Annotated in this window: 18 protein-coding genes; 14 read left to right on the top strand and 4 right to left on the bottom strand. The window is 65.2% G+C overall.

The annotated features are described in order from the left end of the window. Positions 1 to 15 precede the first annotated feature (15 nt). Genes IPM49_18020 through IPM49_18000 form a run of 5 tightly spaced genes read left to right on the top strand, consistent with a single transcriptional unit; the run spans position 16 to position 3,933 of the window. On the top strand, positions 16 to 387 hold the full coding sequence (locus tag IPM49_18020) for a DMT family protein (GenBank protein MBK9276419.1): 372 nt from the start codon (positions 16 to 18) through the stop codon (positions 385 to 387). A gap of 3 nt (positions 388 to 390) precedes the next feature. Beyond that, a complete protein-coding gene (locus tag IPM49_18015) occupies positions 391 to 2,385 on the top strand; it encodes a cation:proton antiporter (GenBank protein ID MBK9276418.1) in 1,995 nt (664 codons plus the stop codon). A gap of 39 nt (positions 2,386 to 2,424) precedes the next feature. Further along, positions 2,425 to 2,856, top strand: coding sequence for a response regulator (locus IPM49_18010; protein MBK9276417.1), 432 nt, complete (start codon positions 2,425 to 2,427; stop codon positions 2,854 to 2,856). Then, positions 2,853 to 3,227 (top strand): response regulator, encoded by a 375-nt coding sequence (locus IPM49_18005; GenBank protein ID MBK9276416.1) that lies wholly within the window; start codon positions 2,853 to 2,855, stop codon positions 3,225 to 3,227. The genes IPM49_18010 and IPM49_18005 overlap by 4 nt, the downstream gene beginning before the upstream one ends. Beyond that, positions 3,214 to 3,933 (top strand): HAMP domain-containing histidine kinase, encoded by a 720-nt coding sequence (locus tag IPM49_18000; GenBank protein MBK9276415.1) that lies wholly within the window; start codon positions 3,214 to 3,216, stop codon positions 3,931 to 3,933. Before IPM49_18005 ends, IPM49_18000 begins: the two co-directional genes overlap by 14 nt. On the opposite strand, the gene IPM49_17995 is transcribed toward IPM49_18000, so the two are convergent. Beyond that, positions 3,917 to 4,834: an NYN domain-containing protein gene (locus IPM49_17995; GenBank protein MBK9276414.1), complete on the bottom strand. Its 918-nt coding sequence runs from the start codon at positions 4,832 to 4,834 to the stop codon at positions 3,917 to 3,919. The genes IPM49_18000 and IPM49_17995 overlap by 17 nt on opposite strands. Positions 4,835 to 4,907: 73 nt before the next feature. Here IPM49_17995 and IPM49_17990 point away from each other — a divergent pair, with 73 nt between their 5' ends. The 4 genes from IPM49_17990 (at position 4,908) to IPM49_17975 (ending at position 9,683) form a co-directional block, all read left to right on the top strand. Next, positions 4,908 to 5,450, top strand: a complete 543-nt coding sequence (locus IPM49_17990) for a hypothetical protein (GenBank protein MBK9276413.1) — start codon at positions 4,908 to 4,910, stop codon at positions 5,448 to 5,450. Positions 5,451 to 5,505: 55 nt separating this feature from the next. Beyond that, positions 5,506 to 6,813, top strand: a complete 1,308-nt coding sequence (locus IPM49_17985) for a sensor histidine kinase (protein MBK9276412.1) — start codon at positions 5,506 to 5,508, stop codon at positions 6,811 to 6,813. Positions 6,814 to 6,887: 74 nt separating this feature from the next. Then, positions 6,888 to 9,044, top strand: coding sequence for a S9 family peptidase (locus IPM49_17980; protein MBK9276411.1), 2,157 nt, complete (start codon positions 6,888 to 6,890; stop codon positions 9,042 to 9,044). Positions 9,045 to 9,185: 141 nt separating this feature from the next. Further along, positions 9,186 to 9,683 carry a GNAT family N-acetyltransferase gene (locus IPM49_17975; GenBank protein MBK9276410.1) on the top strand — a complete coding sequence of 166 codons (498 nt, stop codon included), beginning with the start codon at positions 9,186 to 9,188 and terminating at the stop codon, positions 9,681 to 9,683. A gap of 5 nt (positions 9,684 to 9,688) precedes the next feature. Here IPM49_17975 and IPM49_17970 read toward each other — a convergent pair whose 3' ends face one another. The 3 genes from IPM49_17970 to IPM49_17960 all read right to left on the bottom strand — a co-directional run bounded on the left by IPM49_17970 (position 9,689) and on the right by IPM49_17960 (position 12,015). Next, entirely contained in the window at positions 9,689 to 10,174 is a 486-nt protein-coding gene (locus IPM49_17970; protein ID MBK9276409.1) for an RNA polymerase sigma factor, read from the bottom strand. Between the two features lie 11 nt (positions 10,175 to 10,185). Further along, a complete protein-coding gene (locus IPM49_17965; GenBank protein ID MBK9276408.1) occupies positions 10,186 to 11,367 on the bottom strand; it encodes an FAD-dependent monooxygenase in 1,182 nt (393 codons plus the stop codon). A 75-nt stretch (positions 11,368 to 11,442) separates the two neighbouring features. After that, on the bottom strand, positions 11,443 to 12,015 hold the full coding sequence (locus IPM49_17960) for a Crp/Fnr family transcriptional regulator (GenBank protein ID MBK9276407.1): 573 nt from the start codon (positions 12,013 to 12,015) through the stop codon (positions 11,443 to 11,445). A gap of 265 nt (positions 12,016 to 12,280) precedes the next feature. Here IPM49_17960 and IPM49_17955 point away from each other — a divergent pair, with 265 nt between their 5' ends. From IPM49_17955 to IPM49_17935, 5 genes are read left to right on the top strand one after another with little or no spacing between them, the layout of a single operon-like run. Continuing rightward, entirely contained in the window at positions 12,281 to 13,555 is a 1,275-nt protein-coding gene (locus IPM49_17955) for an MgtC/SapB family protein (GenBank protein MBK9276406.1), read from the top strand. A gap of 50 nt (positions 13,556 to 13,605) precedes the next feature. Beyond that, the gene (locus tag IPM49_17950; GenBank protein MBK9276405.1) at positions 13,606 to 15,009 is read left to right on the top strand and encodes a hypothetical protein; all 1,404 of its coding nucleotides are present in this window, start codon (positions 13,606 to 13,608) and stop codon (positions 15,007 to 15,009) included. A gap of 52 nt (positions 15,010 to 15,061) precedes the next feature. Continuing rightward, positions 15,062 to 16,384, top strand: coding sequence for a hypothetical protein (locus IPM49_17945; GenBank protein ID MBK9276404.1), 1,323 nt, complete (start codon positions 15,062 to 15,064; stop codon positions 16,382 to 16,384). Positions 16,385 to 16,389: 5 nt separating this feature from the next. Beyond that, positions 16,390 to 18,951, top strand: a complete 2,562-nt coding sequence (locus tag IPM49_17940) for a hypothetical protein (protein MBK9276403.1) — start codon at positions 16,390 to 16,392, stop codon at positions 18,949 to 18,951. A gap of 53 nt (positions 18,952 to 19,004) precedes the next feature. Next, the gene (locus IPM49_17935) at positions 19,005 to 20,312 is read left to right on the top strand and encodes a hypothetical protein (protein MBK9276402.1); all 1,308 of its coding nucleotides are present in this window, start codon (positions 19,005 to 19,007) and stop codon (positions 20,310 to 20,312) included. Positions 20,313 to 20,336 lie beyond the last annotated feature (24 nt).

Raw genomic sequence — 20,336 nt, 5'->3', positions numbered from 1 at the left:
ACCGAACAACGCGACATGCGCGGCCTGTGGACCATCCTGCTGCTGATCGCCAGCAACACCTTCATGACCCTGGCGTGGTACGGGCACCTGAAGTTCCAGGAGTGGCACTGGGCCAAGCGGCTGGGGCTCTTCAGCATCATCCTCATCAGCTGGGGCATCGCCTTCTTCGAGTATGTGCTGCAGGTGCCGGCGAACCGCCTCGGCCATGCCGGGCATGGCGGCCCGTTCACCCTGGTGCAGCTGAAGGTGGTTCAGGAGGTGATCACCCTGGCGGTCTTCGCCGTCTTCACCCTCATCGCCTTCCGGCAGGAGGCGCTCCGCTGGAACCACGCGGTGGCCGCGCTGCTGTTGGTGGCGGCCGTATGGCTCGTCTTCAAGGACCGCTGAGCGATGCAGATCCCCCTGCTCCAGGAGATCGTCATCATCCTCGGCCTGTCCGTGGGGATGGTGCTGCTCTTCAAGCGCTTCAAGCTGCCGGTGCTGCTGGGCTTCCTGGCCACGGGCGCGTTGTGCGGGCCCCATGGTTTCGGGCTGGTGGGCGCCACGCATGAGGTGGAACTGCTGGCCGAGGTCGGGGTCATCTTCCTGCTGTTCGTCATCGGCATCGAGTTCAGCCTGTCGAGCCTGGCCTCGGTGGCGCGCACCGTGCTGGTGGGCGGCACCCTGCAGGTGGTGGGCACCGTGGCCCTGACGGCCCTCGTGGCCCACGCGCTCGGGCTCGCCTGGCCGCCGAGCATCTTCCTGGGTTTCCTGTTCGCCCTCAGCAGCACGGCCATCGTGCTGAAGCTCCTGCAGGAGCAGGGGGCGGTGGGCGCTCCGCACGGTCGCGTGGCCTCCGCGATGCTCATCTACCAGGACATCATCGTGGTGCCCATGATCCTGCTGACGCCGATGCTCGCCGGGCGCAGCGCCGATCCCCTGGGCGACCTCTTCGGCATGCTGGGCAAGATGCTCGTGCTGCTCGTGCTGATCATCGTACTGGCGCGCTATGCCGTGCCCCGGCTGCTGGACGCCGTGGTGCGCACCCACAGCCGCGAGCTCTTCATCACCACCATCGTGGTGCTCTGCTTCGCCACGGCCTGGCTCACCAGCGCCATCGGGTTGAGCCTCGCGCTGGGCGCCTTCTTCGCCGGCCTGGTGATCAGCGAGAGCGAGCACCGCTTCCAGGCCACCGGCAACATCCTGCCCTTCCACGAGGTCTTCATCAGCTTCTTCTTCGTCAGCATCGGCATGCTGCTCGATGTCGGCCACCTTGTCAAGCATCTCGGCCTGGTGCTCCTCTTCACCCTGCTCACGCTCGTGGGCAAGACGCTCATCGCGACGGTGGCCGCCATGGTGCTGCGCTACCCGCTGCGGACGGCCCTGCTCACCGGCCTGGCCCTGTGCCAGGTGGGCGAGTTCGCCTTCATCCTCAGCGCCACCGGGCTCGAGCAGAACCTGCTGTCGCGCGACCACTACCAGCTCTTCCTGTCGGTCTCCATCGCCACCATGGGCCTCGCCCCGCTGATCATCGGCGGGTCGGGCCGATGGACCGCGGTGCTGCTGCGGCTGCTGGTGCCCGCACGCCTGCGCCAGCGGCTCGACGCCCTCATCCAGGCCCGCACCGAGGCACGAAGCGCGCACCGGCTCAGCGACCACCTGGTGATCGTGGGCTACGGCCTCAACGGTCGCAACGTGGCCCAGACCGCACGCGCGGCCGGCATCACGCATGTCGTCGTGGAGATGGACCCGGACCTGGCCGAACAGGCACGCAGCCTCGGCGCGGATGTGATCATCGGCGACGCCAGCAACGAGCACGTGCTCGAGGAGGTGCATGTGGCTCGGGCCCGGGTGGTGGTGGTGGCCATCAGCGACCCGGCCGCCACCCGGCGCGTGGTGAGCCGCGTGCGGCGCCTGAGCGATGCCCCCCACCTCATCGTGCGCACCCGCTACCTCAACGAGATCGAGGACCTGCGCAAGCTCGGCGCCAATGAGGTGGTGCCCGAGGAGTTCGAGACCTCGATCGAGATCTTCGCACGCACCCTGCGCCGCTATCTGGTACCCGAGAACGAGGTGGAGGAACTGGTGATGCGCGTGCGCGGATCGCATTACCGGGCCCTGCGTTCCATGGACCGCGGCGGCCCGCCCGAATCGCTCACCGTGCACCCGTCGGAACAGGAGCTCGCCGCCCTGCCCGTGCGCTTCGGCAAGGGCCGTGTGGTGGGCCAGCGGCTGATGGACGTGGACGTCAAGGGACGGTTCGGTGTGAGCGTGCTCGCCATCAAGCGCGGCGGCCGCGTGCTCACCGGCGTGGACGGCACCAGTCGTGTGCAACCGGACGACGTGCTCTACGTGCTGGGCCCGCCCGACGGCGTGGCCATGCTGGACCGCCTGCTGCGCGACTGAGGCGGAACCCTGGCCCCTCCGATCGCGTAGCAAGGGCCCATGCCCGCCGCGCACCCGATCGCGCACATCCTCCTCATCGACGACGAGGAGGACTGCAACTTCGTCACCCGAATGGTGCTGAAGCGGAGCGGCTTCACCGGGCGCATCACCTGCTTCACCAACGCCAACGCGGCCCTGGAGCATCTCCGCGCCGACGGCGACCGGCCTGACCTGATGCTCGTGGACATCAACATGCCCGGCATGACCGGCTTCGACCTGGTCGGCGTGTGCGAGGCCGACGGCATCCTGCCCAACGACCATACCTCGGTGGTGATGTTCAGTTCAAGCAACCGCCCCTGCGACATGGACCAGGCCCGGCGCTTCCGGTCCGTCGTAGGCTACGTGGAAAAGGCCCTGACCGCCGAATCGTTCGAGCGCGTCGTGGCCGTTCATCAGGCCCGAAAGGCCTCCGCCAACCCCCCCATCCCATGAAAAAGGTCCTGATCATCGAGGACGAGGCCATCATCTCCTTCGGCTACCGCCTGCAGATCGAACGCATGGGCTTCGAGGTGATCGGCGTGGCCCGCAGCAGCGAGGAGGCCGAGGACCTCCTGGACCAGGAGCGCCCGGATGTGATCATCATGGACGTCTACCTGAAAGGCCCGCGCACCGGATTGGAGCTCGCCCAGCAGATCCATGCCACCGACCCCATCCCCATCCTGTTCCTGACGGCCAGCACGAAGCCCGAGGTGGTGGACGCCATCCGGGCCCTGAAAGGTGCGCGTTACCTGGCCAAGCCCATCAGCTCCGACGGCCTCATGGACATGCTGGAGCAATTGCTCCGCGCCGATGTCGCCCACTGAAGCCTCCGGCGGTCGCGACCGCACCGCCCTCGATGAGCGGCTGCACAAGCTCTCGCACGACCTGAAGAACCGCATCGGTGCCGCGCTGGAGGCGCTGCGCGGATTGCGGGAGCCGGGGTCGGGCCTGAGCGCGGAAGAGCTGCACCGGTTCGCCGAACGCAACCTCTTCCAGGCGATGCACACCCTGGAGCGCGCGCTGGATGACCTGGGTGTGGAGCGCGGGCCCGGCACCCTCGACCTTCGGCCGACCGACCTGGCCTCCATCGCCCGGCTGGCGGCTGAGCGCAGCTCGGCCCGTTTCGCACGGAAGCGGCAGACCCTCGACCTCGACCTCGCCGAGCCACTGCCCATCCTCGGCGAACAGGACCTGCTCATCGATCTGGTGCATGCCCTGCTCACCAACGCATCGAAGTTCGCCCCCGAAGGGTCCACCGTAAAGCTCCAGGCCGTGCGGTTCGACCGGGATGCGGTGGTGCGTGTGATCGACCGGGGCGTGGGCCTCGGCGCGGAGGACCTGGCCCAGGTGTTCGACCGGTATGCATGGCTCGGCTCGCAGCCCACCGCGGGCGAAGGCCAGTCCAGAGGCACCCTGGCGCGGGCCCACCAGTGGGCACAGGCGCACGGCGGCCGCCTCGTGGCCCACAGCGATGGACCGGGCAACGGATGCACGTTCACGCTCGCCGTACCCCTCAGGCCGGGCGGGTGATGCGCTTGGCCACGCGCTGGCCTTTGGCGTTCATCGCCACGTTGAACTCCAGCTCGTCACCCACCGCCAGCTCGGCGAAGGGCACGTCGATCAGGTCGTCGCGCAGGAAGAACAGGTTGTTGTCCGGGTAGCGGATGAAGCCGTATCCGCTGTGCAGGCTCATCACCGTGCTGCGGTGCCGCTCATCGTCCACCGGCAGCGCAGCGGCCCCCGGCGCCCCCTCCTCGCCTTCACGCACCGTGGTGTCCCGCAGCACGAACAGCTCGCGCACCACCGCATCGTTGTCGCGAAGACCCTCGTCGATCAGGTCGTGCATCGGCATCGGGTAGCTCACCTCGTTCCACAGGTCGGTGCTCGTCTTGGTCACCTGCACCTCGCCGCTCTCCTGATCGGTGAACTCGAAGTCCCAGCCCAGCAGCATGGTCTTGCAGCCGAGCGCGTGCAGCTTGCGCACCAGGGGCACGTGGTCGCCGTCGCTGGCGATCAGCACCACGATGTCGTAGCGCTTCAGCATGCACAGTTCGTAGGTCTCCAACGCCATCAGCACGTCGATGCCCTTCTCCCGCTTGCGGCCCATCAGGTCCTTCACCGGCAGGTAGTGGGTCTGCACCGCGTTGTACATGAGCACATCATCGAACACGCGGTCGTAGTAGAGCTGGTTCGGCTTCTCGTTGGCCTCGCGCGCGGTGAAGCGCCCGCGGAAGAAGTGGGCATCGATGATGTGGCAGAGGTTGGGGTGGGTGCCCTCCCGCTCGCCCACCATGTGACGGATGTAGTCGTGCAACCCGCCGATGTGGATGCGCCTGCGGTGCGGATGCACGTAGTTGTAATAGTTGCTGACGTGGGTGAAATAGCTGCCGTCGTAGAAGACGCCCACCTTGAGGGCCGTTGCACCTGCCATGGATGTGAAGTTGATGGTTGAAGAAGGGGCCAAAAGTAGTCGCCTCCACCGCCCCCCGTACCTTCGCCGGACCATGCGCGGCCTGATCTTGCTATGCTCCCTCGCAGGGACGTTCGGGCTGCGGGCGCAGGCGGACAGCACGCAGGCCCTGATGATCACCACCGCCTACAGCCTGCCCCTGAGCCGGACGCAGGTGATCGAACGGGCGCAGCAGGCCTGGGCGCAGACCTTCGGTCGGGAACCCGGGGCCTCGCTGGGCCCTGCCGATGAGCGGCCCGACCATCTGGAAGGCAGCGCTCATTTCAACTTCCGGTCCAAGGACATCACCGGACGGGAGGAGACCATGGGCCGGGTGAGCTACCGGGTGCGGATCATCGCCACCAACGGCGGTTGTGAGGTGAGCATCGGTCCCTTCCGTCACACCGGCAACCGCAGCGCCATGCGCGGCGGCACGGACCTCGGCGTGATCACCGCCGGCGGCCCCGCGGCCAGGCGCCCCCCGGGCCTGTCCGCCCGTACGGCCTCCGGGCTCCTCGCCGAGATCCGCGCGCTGGCCCGGCAGAAGGGCGAGGGGCTCCTCAGGAACTTCGGCGCCCTGCTCCGCACCGCGCCCTGATCCGGGGCAACCTCCGGGCCGTGGCCTCCGTTGAACCGGACGCCAACGCTCCCCCTTGGACCACCGCTCCCATCGTTTCTGGCCGATCGTCGCCACCGTGCTGGCGGTCCTCTTCATCTCCTTCGACCTTCACCTGGTCTCCCGTGCGCGTGACGTGCAACAGCGCATGGGCGCCGAAGTGGAACTGCTCGACGCCCTGGCCCGGATGAGCCGCGCGGTGAGCGAACTCGCCACCATGCACCGGGTGGACCTCCACACCGGCCGCGGCCACTGGGAGGAACGGATGACCGGTCTGCGCGCCGACCTCGACCGCACCGCGGCCCGGTTCAGCCAGGAGCCCGGCATGACCGAACTGCGCCCCAGGCTGCTGCTCGCCTTCGACCAGGCCGATTCACTGCACCATCTCGCCGAGGTGCAGGCGGTCGACCTTCGCGAGGAACGTACGGTGCAGGCCATCCTCCAGCTGGTGGCCCAACGCGCCTCCAAGACCATCGACCGCACTGCCCGCGCCGTCCATGAGCAGGGGCTCAGCGTCCATTCCGCCCAGCTCAGCCGTCGCTGGGACGAGGCCCAGGTGCTCATGTTCCTGTCGTGCCTGATGGCCGTCGTGTTCGCCCTGCTCGTGGGCATGAACCGCAGGCTTCTCGTGGACAGCCGCCAGCGCGGCGATCAGCTCGCTGAGGCGAAACAACGGCTCGAACAGACCAACCGGGAGCTCCGTGAAACGATGCTCAGCAAGGAGGAGAAGGAGGTGATGCTGAAGGAGATCCATCACCGCGTGAAGAACAACCTGCAGATCGTCAAGAGCCTCATCCGCTTCCAGACCGACCAGGTGGACGACCCCCGCGTGAAGGAGCTGTTCAACGAGTGCATCACCCGCGTGAGCGCCATGGCCCTCGTGCATGAGCAGACCTACCTCAGCAAGGACCTGGCGAACATCGACGTACGGTCCTACCTGGAAAGCCTCGTGCGCGACCTGATCCATGCCTATGCCGTGGGCGTCCGCCTCCGGCAGGACATCGACATCCAGGTGCGCACGCTGGGGGTGGACACGCTGGTTCCGCTCGGCCTGCTCATCAACGAGATCATCAGCAACAGCTTCAAGTACGCCTTCAAAGGGCGGATGGAGGGCACGCTCACCGTGCACCTCAGCGGCAGTGAGGAGGACGGCCTGCTGTTGCGCATCGGCGACGACGGACCCGGCATCCCCGGTCGCGACAAATGGGAACGGCCCAACAGCCTGGGCATGGAGCTGATCCACACCCTGGCCGGCCAGCTGGATGCCGACATCGATCTGCTGCCCGTGGCCGGCACGCACTACGAGCTGCGCGGCCACAAGGTCGGCCGCCGCAAGGTGGCCTGAACCAACCGTCCGTCCCTGCTTGTCCCGGCCCCGGCGGCCCGGTGGCGGCTATTTTCGCCGTCCCAAACCCGGTCATGAAACAGCCCATCCTGCCCGCAGTGCTCCTGCTGGCCGCCTGCGGGTCGCCGCAGCAACCCGAGAAGACGACCACCGTGGAGAAGATCGCCTACCCCGAGACCCGCAAGGACAGCACCGCCGGCGACAGCCTGCACGGCACCTGGATCGCCGACCCGTACCGCTGGCTGGAGAACGACACCAGCGCCGAGACCGCCGCATGGGTGAAGGCGCAGAACGCCGTCACCAACGGCTTCCTGGCCAAGATCCCCTTCCGCGACAGCCTCGCCAAGCGCTATGAGGAGCTGTACAACTTCCCCAAGGTGGGCGGCCCCATGCGTGTGGGCGAGCTCTACTTCGTGTGGAAGAACAGCGGCCTGCAGAACCAGAGCGTGATCTACGTGCGCAAGGGCCTCGATGGCGAGGACAAGGTCTTCATCGACCCCAACGCGCTCGACCCCGCCGGCACCACCACCTACAGCCCCATCGGCACCAGCCACGACGACCGCTACATGGCGGTGAGCGTGCAGAAGGCCGGCAGCGACTGGCAGGAGATCATGGTGTACGACCTCAGCACCCTGCAGCCCACCACCGACCTGCTCAAGTGGAGCAAGTTCAGCGGGGCCTCGTGGTACAAGGACGGTTTCTTCTACAGCCGCTACCCCACCCCCGCCAAGGGCACCGAACTGAGCGCCGCCAGCAAGTTCCAAAAGGTGTACTACCACAAGCTAGGCGATCCGCAGGAGAAGGATGTGCTCGTGTGGGAGAACAAACAGAACGGCGATCTCTATGTGGGCGCCGGCGTCACCGAGGCTGAGGAGTTCGCCACGCTGTACGTGAGCACCGGCACCGACGGCTTCGAGATGTACTTCCACGACCTGCGCACGGGTGGCATCCCCACCCCGGCCACGAAGTGGGTGCCCCTGCAGACCGGCTTCGACCACAAGACGAGCATCATCGACTTCGTGCCCGCCACCGGCAAGTTCCTGGTGATGACCGAGGTGGACGCGCCCAACTACCGCCTGGTGGAGGTGGACCCGAAGAACCCCGCCAAAGAGAACTGGAAGGACATCATCCCCCAGGCCCCGGAACTGCTGCAGAGCGTGAGCACTGGCGGCGGACTGCTCTTCGCGGAATACCTGAAGGACGCCACCAGCCGTTTCCACCGCATGAAGCTCGATGGCACGGACAAGCAGGAGATCGCACTGCCCGACATCGGCAGCGCGGGCGGCTTCGGCGGCAAGCGTGGCGACACCTTCAGCTTCTACAGCTTCACCAGCTTCACCGACCCCGGCAGCATCTACAAGTACGACTACGCCACCGGCAAGAGCGAGGTGTGGTTCCGTCCCGAGCTGAAGTTCGACCCGAGCGACTTCGTCACCGAACAGGTGTTCTACACCAGCAAGGACGGCACGAAGGTGCCCATGTTCATCGTGCACAAGAAGGGCGTGGAGAAGAACGGCAAGAACCCCACGCTGCTTTATGCCTATGGTGGCTTCAACGTCAGCCTCACCCCCAGCTTCAGCACCAGCCGCATGCTGCTGCTGGAGCAAGGTGGTGTGTTCGCACTGGCCAACCTGCGCGGCGGTGGTGAGTACGGCGAGGACTGGCACAAGGCCGGCATGAAGGAGAAGAAGCAGAACGTGTTCGATGACTTCATCGCCGCGGCGGAATACCTGATCGCCGGGAAGTGGACCGACACGCCGCACCTGGGCATCAATGGTGGCAGCAACGGCGGCCTGCTCGTTGGCGCGGTGATGACGCAGCGTCCCGACCTCTTCGGCGTGTGCTTCCCCGAGGTGGGCGTGCTGGACATGCTGCGCTTCCAGAAATTCACCGCCGGCTTCGGCTGGACGCCCGAGTATGGCAACGCGGAGACCAGCCCCGAGGAGTTCGCCTACCTGAAGGCCTACAGCCCGCTGCACAGCGTGAAGCCCGCGAACTATCCGGCCACGATGGTGATGACCGCCGACCACGACGACCGCGTGGTGCCCGCGCACAGCTTCAAGTTCATCAGTGCGCTGCAACCCGCCCAGCAGGGTGATGCCCCCGTGCTGATCCGTGTGGAGACCCAGGCCGGCCACGGCGCGGGCAAACCCACCAGCAAGATCATCGCCGAGCAGGCCGACAAGTGGGCGTTCTTCTTCCACAATATGGGTGTGACGCCGAAATTCTGAGGGTTGAAAGGCATCAGAGTGGCGAGTGGCGAGTTCGGCCTACGGCCGTTGAGCGGCGAGTGAAATGCCCCGACGACAAGCGTTCCTTTGGGGGCATTTCACTCGCCACTCACTACTCGACGCTCACCACTTCATAGCCTCATGAACTTCACCCTCCGCCCCTTCCGCCCCGATGACCTGGCCGCGCTGGTGAAGCATGCCAACGACCCCACGGTCGCCGCCAACCTCACCGACGCCTTCCCGCATCCCTATACCGAGCAGCATGGCCGTGGCTTCCTGGAGGAAGCGATGAAGCCTGTTCCGCTGCGCCGTTGCATCGACATCGATGGCACGTGCGTGGGCGCCATCGGGCTGCATCCCAAGGCCGACCTCTGGCGCCGCAACCTGGAGCTGGGCTACTGGCTAGCGGCGGCACATCGCGGCCAGGGTATCATGACCGAGGCGATCCGGCAGATGGTGCCGCTGGGCTTCGCGGCCTTCCCCGAGGTGACGCGCATCTACGCCACGCCCTTTGGCAGGAACATCGCCTCGCAGAAGGCCCTGGAGAAGGCCGGCTTCACCTTGGAGGCGAAGCTCATGGGCACGCTGGTGAAGAACGGCCAGATGGAGGACGAGTGGATCTATGCGGTGCGACGCTGATTCCATTACACCACGAGACCGGGATCACCGATGTGTGTCTGCACTGCTTTTCGTGCCCTGTGCAGATAGACCTTCACCCTGGCCATGTCCATACCTGTCCGGGCCGCAAGTTCCTTATAGCTGTGTCCCTCAATGGCCCGCAATTGCAACAGCCGACGTTGATGGGGAGGCAGCCTGTCCATGGCCCTGTCCAGCACTTCCTTCACACCGGCAGCTGGCTGCAGGCAGGCGTGGTGATCGTGGTGCCAACTCTCAAAGTGCACAAGGAACTTGCGCCGGCGTTTCCGATCGATGACGAGATTCCTGGCCGTGGTGAAAAGGTAACTGCGCCCTTTTGACGCATCCACACCGTCCACGTTCATCCAGAGGCGCAGGAACGCCTCCTGCACCAGGTCCTTCGCTTCATCCCGATCGCGAACAAGGCGCAGGGTGAAGCGGAGGAGGGCATTGGAATGCATTCTCACGAGCCGGTTGTAGTCGTTGATGTCCATGGTGATCCGTTTCACTCGGTGATCATGCGGGTGTAGCCGTCCTTCTCGGGCACCGGGTCGAATTGAACATCGGCCAAGTGTCGCATCGAAGCCTCATTGATCGATGCCGGCAGCATGCGGAACAGCCCGTTGCGAAGCCGGATGGCCAAGGGATCCTCCCATTGTGCGATGCGCCCCAACCTCCAAGAGGAATCCGTGACCCATTTCGTGCGCGGCCACCGAACCTCCTGGAAGCGCTCGAAGGCGCTCACCACGTCGGATCCACCGCGCAGTATGCCTGCCAGCACAGCGGCATCCTCGATCGCCTGACAGGCTCCCTGCCCCATATTGGGCGTAGTGGCGTGTGCCGCATCACCGATCAGCAGGATGCGATCGAACGCGAAGCGGGCCAAGGGCGCCAGGTCATGGATATCGTCCCACAACAATTCCTCGTCCGTGGTCCGTGCAAGGATGTCCGTAATGGGTGCATGGTAGTCCGCGAAGTGCAGCACCAGGTCGTGGATGCGGAAATCCCGGTGGCGCTCATTCTGCCCGCTGCTGTTCACGGTGGCGAACCAGTAGATGCGGTCTCCGGAAAGCGGAACGATGCCAAAGCGGCCCTTCCGCCCCCAGGTCTCCGTAGCCTGCTCCACGCGCAGGTCAGGGGCATGGACCACCCCCCGCCAGCACGTGTATCCCGCATACCGGGGCTTCACGTGCGGAAGCAGGAAAGCGCGTGAGGCGGATCGGACCCCATCGGCGATGATGAGGTGCTCCGCGCGGTGTACCGATCCATCGGCAAAGTGAACGGTGACCCCGGATCCGTCCTGGGATACCGATACCGCGCGTTTTCCGAGCTGGATCGGCGTGCTCCGCAGCTCAGCGAGCAGGATGGACTGCAGGTCGGCACGATGGATGGAATACTGTTCCGACCCGGTCCCTGCCGGTCGTTCCATTCTGGTTATCGTACGACCGCGCTCATCCAGGATGGCAAGGCCATGCAGCTCGCGGGCCACCGCACATGTGCGCTCCTTCAGGCCCAGTGCATCGAGCGCACTGATCGCGTTCGCGGCCAGACCAAGGCCCGCGCCGATGGGTCGCATCTCCGGTGCGGCCTCGAACACGGAGACGGACATGCCGGACCTCTCCAGGGCGATCGCTGTGGTGAGGCCGGCGATGCCCCCTCCGAGAATGGTGAAGTGCCGTTGTTCCATGACGGGGACAAATGTTCCCCGGCCCTGACACGGTCCACTTTACCTATGTAAATAAGTGCGATCCAGCGCCTGAACCTACTGAACCCCGGCGCGGATGCGACTGATGCTGACCGGTGTGGTGTTCAGATAGGAGGCGATGTAGTGCAACGGACAGCGATTGGTGATCCCGGGGTACGTGCGCTCCAACAAGGCATAGCGCTCCGCTGCCGAATGGAAACGCAGGCTCTCGATCCGTTCCTGCCCTTGGAGCATGCCGAACAGCGCCATGCGCCGGGAGGCACGCTCGAGATCATGATGCCTTGCGCAAAGCTCGTCCAGCGCCTTGACCGGGAACATCAGCACATCCGAATCCTCGACCAGGTGGATCGCTTTGTGCGAAGGCTGCTGGGTGATCAGGCTGGGCACCGCACCGATGAACTGACCGTCGATCGCGAAATAGTCGGTCACCTCCTTGTCCTGACGGTGGTAGTATACCCGTGCCAGTCCGTTGCGGATGAAGAACATGTTGCGCGCGACCTGGCCGATGCGCAGGAGCTCCGTGCCCTTTCGCAGATGCTCCTCTGAAATGATCTTCTCCAGGTCCGCGATCGCCTCATCAGGCAGCGGCTGCACACGCTGGAAGGCAGCTATGACCGGATCGGGATGCATGTACGCCGGGTCGTTGTCCGGGCCAATTTACCATCCAGGGAAGCACACCCTTGCACGGGTTCGTCCTCGCGCATCCGCTGTCATTCCAAGCCATCATCAACGATCGAGCAGCATCAAGCCACGGTAGCGATGTAAGCGTGGCGGACGCGTGGATCCACGCGGTGCGGAGCGGATGAGCAGAAGCGCCACTGACCTGCGCTTCCGGAGGTCCTGAGGCGCATCCTTGGCCGGAACGGCCGGAGTTCCGACCTTTCTACCTGTCACCATGGACCCCTTTCTTGAACCCGGCACCGGTCCGCACGCCCTGCTGGTGCGTCTGCTGATCACCCTCGGCATCGGGCTGCTCATCGGGCTTGAGCGCGAATACTCCAAGCGCGTGGTGGACAAGGAGGAGCAGTTCGCCGGGGTGCGCACCTACCCGCTGATCGCCCTGCTGGGCTTCCTCAGCGCGCTGCTCGCTGAACACTACGGCCAGGCCGTCATCGTGACCGGGTTCGCAGGCCTCTTCGCCATGGTGGTGGCCTCGTACGTGATGATGGCACGGTCGGCGAGCTTCGGCATCACCACCGAGCTGGCCGGCATCATCGCGTTCCTGCTGGGCGCGCTGGTGTTCGAGGACCACATCCTCCTGGCCACCACCATCACCGTCCTGGTCGTGAGCCTGCTCACGCTGAAGATGCGGCTCCACACCTTCATCGCCACCCTCTCCCCCGCCGACATCCGCGCGTTCATCCAGTTCACCATCATCTCGGCCCTGGTGCTGCCCTTCCTTCCCCGTGGCGGGTATGGCCCGAACGGCGTATGGGACCTGCGCGAGATCTGGACGATGGTGATCCTGGTGACCGGGATCAGCCTCGCAGGCTACCTGCTCGTGAAGATCTTCGGCGGACGAAAGGGCACGCTGTTCGAAGGCCTGGTGGGCGGTCTGGTGAGCAGCACGGCGGTGACCCTCAGCCTCTCCCGCCGTTCACGCGCCGGCACCGTGTCGGGCAGGCGGCTGGCCGCCGTGGGCATCGTGGCCTCCACCGCCGTGCTGTATCCGCGCATCCTGCTGGAGATCGGTGTGGTGGACCGGAACCTCGCCCTGCACGCGCTCCCCTCCATCCTCGCCATCACCGCCACCGCCGTCCTGGCCGCCGTCCTGCTCTGGCGCCGTGCCGACCATCGCACCGATGAGCCGGCGGCGTTGCAGGTGACCAACCCGCTGAACTTCGCCGTGGCCCTGCAGTTCGGTGCGGTGTACATGCTGGTGCAATGGCTGATGATGCTGGCCACCGCGCACTATCCCGAGCAGGGCCTGTACGCGGGGGCATTGCTTTTCGGCGCCACGGACATGGATGCCATCACCCTGTCCATCGCCCACAAAGGCGAACTGCCCGAGGCCCAGCGCGCGGCAGCGATCCTGCTCGCCACCGTGTCGAACACCGTGATGAAGTTCGGGTTGGTGCTCATCTTCGGCGAGCGCAGTCTCCGACGGGACGTCGGCATCGGCTTCAGCGCCATCCTGCTCACCACCGTGATCGCCCTCCTGCTGGCGTAACGGTCCGCCACGACCCGTTCACATCCCACGCCTGGATTACCTTCGGAAGCATGCGCTCCCATTCATTCCTCGCGTTGCTCCTGCTTCCGGGACCCGCCCCGTGCACCATCTGGCTGGTCGGCCCCGGCCAGGCCCACACCCTGCCCAGCCAGGTCTCCACGCTGGTCAACGACGGCGACACGGTGAACATCGAAGCCGGCGTGTACGCGGGCGATGTCGCGCGCTGGCAGGCCCATGACCTGCTGCTGCGCGGTGTGGGCGGCTTCGCCCAGTTGGAGAGCAACGGCCTCAGCTGGGGCGACAAGGCCATCTGGGTGCTGCAGGGGGACCGAACGACCATCGAATGGATCGAGTTCTCCGAGTGCACCTCCACGTCGAACAACGGCGCCGGCATCCGGCAGGAAGGGCATGACCTCATCGTGCGCCACTGCCGGTTCCACCACAATGAGAACGGCATCCTGGCCGGCACGGTGAACCCGAGCACCATCACCATTGAATACAGCGAGTTCGGGTACAACGGTTTCGGCGACGGCTTCTCGCACAACCTGTACATCAACCATGTGGACACGCTCCACTTCCGCTTCAACTACAGCCACCATGCGCATGTGGGGCAGGAGCTGAAAAGCAGGGCGCACGTCAACATCATCGCGTATAACCGCTTCAGCAACGAGGCCGATGGCACCGCGAGCCGCGAGATCGACCTGCCCGACGGCGGTCAGGCCTTTGTGATCGGGAACGTGGTGCAGCAGGGGCCGCAGGGGCAGAACGGCAACCTGCTGGGTTACGGTGTGGAGAGCCTTTCCAATCCTGGCCCGCAGCGGCTGTACGTCATCAGCAACACCTTCGTGAACGAGCGGGCCACGGGCAACTACCTGGCCATGCCCAACAGCGTGCTGCTGAAGGCCTGGAACAACATCTGCGCCGGGCCAGGGGACTTCATGGCCGGCGGGGTGCTGCCCTTCGGCGCGGACACCATGGCCAACCTGATCACAACCGACATCGCCAGCCTGCAGTTCGCCGACCCGCTCGCGTACGACCACCACATCCCCTTGGGCTCCCCGGCGCAAAGCGGTGGCGTTCCGGCGGGCATCGCACACAACGGGTACCCGCTGGTGGCGTGGTACGAATACGTGCATCCCGCTGACGGCATCCTGCGCTGCCAGCAGGCCACGCTCGATATCGGTGCCTTTGAGCATTGCACCGGTACGGGCTTCGATGAACCGGTGGAGGGGCCGGCGATCAGCGTCTGGCCGAACCCGTCGGTGGACGAGTTCCTTGTGGCCCCTGTGGATGCCACGATCGCAGCAAGGCTCTTCGATGTGCAGGGACGGCCGATCAATGCGGGGCAGCAGTTCCGCGATGGTCTGCTTTCCATCCGGGCCGGTCACCTCCCTGCGGGCATGTACCTCTTGCAGGTCGGCGAGGCACGGTTCCACCTGTCGCTGGTGCATTGAAGGATCGCAGGTGCGCACGGCAACCAAACCAGGCCGGAAGCGTCTTCTGACCATGACCCCAAGCCCCGGACACGCCCCCCTCCTGCTATTCGCCATGGTACCGGGGTTGGTGGCCGGTCAATTCATTGACCCCGGATTCGAGCTGAACGGAACCTGGTTCACCACGTGCCCTTCCGCGGGCTTCGTGGAGACCACCACGGATGTACCTCCCCTGGGTGGTGACCAGGTCCTGAGCATGTCCGCCGATGCCGTGGACATGCAGGCGTGTTTCGACTACGCCTTTGCGACCCCGCTCTTCTACGAGGAGCTGTTCGGCTATCCGAACGGCACCGTCGTCACCGTGTCCTTCTGGGCCAAACGCCCCCCGGGATACGGGACCGCGACCGCGTACTACCGGTCGATCTTCGGAAAAATGACGTCGGCGAGCTCCTACACCTACGACCAGAACATGCCCTGTGCGAACGTGGTGGCCCCGGTCACCACGGACTGGACCTACTATGAGCACACGTGTACCGTGTCGGGCCTGGCGCCCGGTGAGGGCCTGGCCATTCTGCTCGGGTCCATGGCGGACGATCAGACCGGACCGGTCTGGTTCGACAACCTGATGATCCGTGCGGACGGCTCAGGTGCCGTCCTCAACGCGGCCGCTTTTCTGGACGGAGCCTATGACACCAACACGCTGATGATGCGTGCGGACCTGAACGCCGCAGGACTGGTCCCCGCCACGGAACCCTATTCAGCCGTGTATGGAGGTGTGGGCGGCGAGCAGGTCGCTCCGTCCGTGCTCGCTGTCACCGGCCCGGATGCCATCGTGGACTGGGTGCGGCTCGAACTGCGGTCCGATGTCACTTCTTCCACCCCTGTGGCCCATCGGCATGCATTGATCCAACGGGATGGCGATATCGTGGATACCGATGGCGTGTCCCCGGTCGCATTCCCCACCGGCCCCGGGAACTATCATGTCACCCTCCGGCACCGCAATCACTTGGCCGTGATGAGCGCAGCTCCCTTGAACTTCTCTGGCGCTCCGGTGAACTGGGATACGCGCCTGCCCCAGACCGCATGTGCCATCCTGCCCGCTCCGTTCACGGACGACCCGCGCCGGACCGTGGGTGCCGTGCGCACCTTGTGGGCCGGCAATGCCGTGCTCGATGACCGGGTGAAGTACAGCGGCAGCAGCAACGACCGGGATGCCGTGCTCACCGCCATCGGAGGTTCCGTTCCCACGAACACGGTCAACGGACAATACCTCCCGGAGGACCTGAACCTGGACGGGGTGGTGAAATACGCTGGCAGCGATAACGATCGCGACGTCATCCTGCAGGCCATCGGCGGGGCGGTTCCTACGGCGACACGCACACAGCAATTGCCATGAAGCTGATGACCGTTCGGCTCCCATTGCTCGGAGCATGCTCGGCCCTGTTGGTGAGCACGGTCATGTCGCAGCCCGCGCTCGAGTGGTTCCACAAGGCGCCCAGCGTGAGCGGAACACCCTATACGTATGGTGGTGTCGCCTTTTCATTGGGCGACCAGCTGTACTTCGGTACGGGGGAAACGAACAACTCACCTAGCGATCTGCTGTACTGCTTCGATCCGGTGACGAACGCGGTGAACATCTGCCAGGCTGTGCCAGGTGGTGCACGCCGGAACGCCATTGCGGTCACCATCGGCCAGCATGCCTATGTCGGACTCGGTGATCAAGGTGCCGGGTGGCCCGCATTGTCCGACATCCATCGCTTGAACGGGAGCAGCGGATATTTTGACCAGAGCTATGCCTTTCCGGGCGGTCCGCGCTCCAACGCGATCGCCTTCACGATCAATGGCAAGGTCTACATCGGTGGTGGAAATGACGGCCTCCTGAACAAGAACGATCTGTGGGAATGGGAACCCGCGGCCAACACGTGGACACCCAGGGCGAACATGCCTTCCTCCATCAGCGGCGGTGTGGCTTTCGCGCTGGCCGGCAAGGGCTACGTCGTGCGCAACGGCTCCGCACAGTTGTGGGCGTATGATCCGGTATCGAACACCTGGACGACGAAGGCCTCCTTTCCCGGAACACCGCGCACGGATGCATCGGCTTTCGTCTTGAACGGCCGAGGATTCGTCGGTCTTGGTGATACCGGCGGAAGCCAGGTGAAGGACTTTTTCGCATACGAACCCGTGGCGGACAGTTGGAGCACGGCGCCGTACCTCTGGTCCAGCTACGGTCGCATGCGGGCCATGGCCACCACCCATCAAGGCAAGGCCTATGTGACCGGCGGGTTCAGTTATTCTCCGATGGACTTCGATCTGTGGGAGCTGGGTCCGTCAGCGCCTGTCGCCACCGGTGTATGGGTGCAGCGACCTTTCCTGCCTGCACCGCCGCGAAAGGATCCGATCGTGTTCGTCATCGGGAACACGGCCTATCTGGGTGGAGGTGATGGCGGGATCCCCACCTATACCGATCTCTGGGCTTACGACGCGGAACTGCGTGCATGGACCGCCAAGGCGGCATTGCCCGGCACCATGGTGGTGGCCGCTGCGGTCGACGGCAAAGGATACGGCCTCAGGAACACAGCGACAGGCAACTTCTGGGCCTACGACCCACTTGCCGACGCGTGGTCCCCCCTGGCCGATCTGCCGGTCCCGCGAGCTTCCACTGTCGCCTTCGGGCTGGAAGGAAAGATCTACGTGACCACCGGTTTCGCGAACAATACCCGCTTGAACGATCTCTGGGAGTACGATCCGCAGACCAATGCCTGGACACAAAAGACGAGCAAGTCCGGACAGGCCGTGCATGCCGCAGCGGGCTTCGCATTGGGGAACAAGGGATATGTCACCGGTGGCAATACGGGCGGCACCACCACGGCGACCAGTCTGGTGTATCGCTACGATCCCGCGAGCGATTCATGGGCTGGCGTCCAGTCCATGCCGCACGTGGGCAATTTGCAGGCCCACATGGCATTCGCGATCGGGAACAAGGGCTACTGCGGAGGCGGAGTTCAGGGCGGTAGTCTCTACCACCAGAACACGTTCAGGAGCTATGATCCCATGGCGAACACCTGGAGTTCGCTACCCACCTTGGGCGGTGGTTGGCGCCGGGAAGCGGCGGCCTTCAGCATCGGCGGCAGTGGGTTCATCGCTTGTGGTGCGCTCAATACGACCAGCGGCACGTCCACCTCGGCCACACCGGTGAACGATATGTGGGAGTACATGCCTGCGTCGATCGCCGTTGCGCCCAGCGTGTTCCTGGGAGGGCCATACGATCAGGTGAGCGGACTGATGACGGATGACCTCATCGTCGCTGGTCTGGTACCCTCCACCGACCCGTACTCATCCTTGCTTTATCCACGACCGGGTGGCGACTACAGCGACCGGTCCGGTGGACAACAGGCCATGACCGGGAACGATGCCATCGTGGACCGTGTGGTGGTGGAGCTGCGGGACGCGCTCGACCCCTCCATCATCCATGCCGCTCGCCACGTGTTGCTGCAGCGCGACGGCGATGTGGTGGACATGGACGGTTTCTCACCTGTTCGTTTCACGTTGGAGCCCGGCGACTACCACGTGGCCATCCGCCACCGCAACCACCTGGGGTGCATGAGCGCGTCACCCATGGCCCTCTCAAGTACACCGGCCACCATCGACCTCACCATGCCTTCCACGCCCACCTGGGGCACTGACGCCCGCCAGCTCGTGAACGGCACCATGGTGCTCTGGCCCGGCGATGCCACCTTCGATGGCGCGGTGAAGTACGCCGGTGCGGCCAACGACCGGGATGCCATCCTGCAGACCATCGGAGGCAGCGTGCCCACGGCGACGCTGAGCGGTCAATACCGCATGGAGGACCTGAACCTGGATGGCGTGGTGAAATACGCCGGTGCCGCCAACGACCGCGATGTGGTCCTGCAGACCATCGGGGGGACGGTTCCGACCGCAACGCGGACCACCCAACTGCCATGACGTCCATGCGTCCAATGGCCGATCTGCCGATCCTCGCCACACCCTGCCTGTTCATGCGAACCCTTTCCGTCGTCGGCATGGTGCTTTGTTGTTCCGGCGGGGCGCTCGCCCAGGGGACCCTGCTGTCCGAGGACTTCGAGGGCACCGGTGGAATGGCGCCACCGGTCGGCTGGTCCTGGACCGGAAGTGCACCGGTCTTTGTCCTGGGGACCAACGGCGGCTACGGCATCGCGAAGGAGTCCTACGACCTGAGCGTGCCGCCACCACCGACCAACTACTCCAGCCCCCTCTTTCACCCGCTGCCCTACGACCCGACCTGGATGTACCGCATCACGGGCCACATGTACGTCTATGGGCCGGGGGCCGCCACGGCCGCTGCAGGGGTCATTCTCTGCTGGATGGACCTGACCACGGGTATGTATGTGACCGCGAACAACATCACCTCATTCTCCCAGTTCCCGAATTGGGAGTTCAAGGTCAGTCCGTATCAAGCGGTCCCACCGAACTGGTTGGGGCCCAATGCACAGTTCGGCATCATGCTCGTGTGCGGAGTGGGCACTGGGAACTCCTATGCTGCGTTCGACGACATCACGGTGAGCTATGATCTGCCCTGGGTGGCGGTGCAACCCCGGATATGGCTGGATGGTGCCTACGAGCAAGGCGCGAACCTGATGCGCGACGACCTCCGCACCGCCGGGCTGATCCCCTCCACGGAACCGTACTCCGCGATATACGGCGGCCCTGGTGGGGAGACCGTGGCACCGTCCGTGCTTGACGTTACAGGCAACAACGCCATCGTGGACTGGGTGCGCGTGGAGCTGCGCACATCGCCCACCGGCCCCACCGTGGCCAGTGCCCACGGCCTGCTGCAACGCGACGGCGACGTGGTGAGCGTGGACGGTTTCTCGGCGCTGCGGCTCCCCGCCACGGCCGGCCTGTATCACGTGGTGGTGCGCCACCGCAACCACCTCGCCGTGATGACCGCATCGGCGCTCAGCATGGGCCTGTTCGATACCTGGACGATCGACCTCCGCTCACCGACCACCACCTGTTACGCACGCCCAGCGCCGAACACCGATCTGCCGCGCCGGACGGTGGGCAGCACAAGGACCCTCTGGTGCGGCAATGCGAGCGGCGATGACCGCGTGAGCTACACCGGCGCCGGCAACGACCGCGACGCGATCCTGCAGGCCATTGGAGGCGTGAACCCCACCGCCACGCTCGCCGGCCAGTACCGCTCGGAGGACGTGAACCTGGACGGCGTGGTCAAGTACACCGGAACGGCCAACGACCGCGACCCCGTCCTGGTGACCATCGGGGGGACCACGCCTACGACCACGCGGGTGGAGCAGGTGCCGTGACGCCCGCTTCCCGGGCACCGATGC

The sequence above is a fragment of the Flavobacteriales bacterium genome, assembly GCA_016715895.1.
Taxonomy (GTDB): Bacteria; Bacteroidota; Bacteroidia; order Flavobacteriales_F; family PHOS-HE28; genus PHOS-HE28.
Note: the sequence above shows the minus strand (reverse complement) of the source record. Positions and strands in the feature narration are given on the sequence as shown.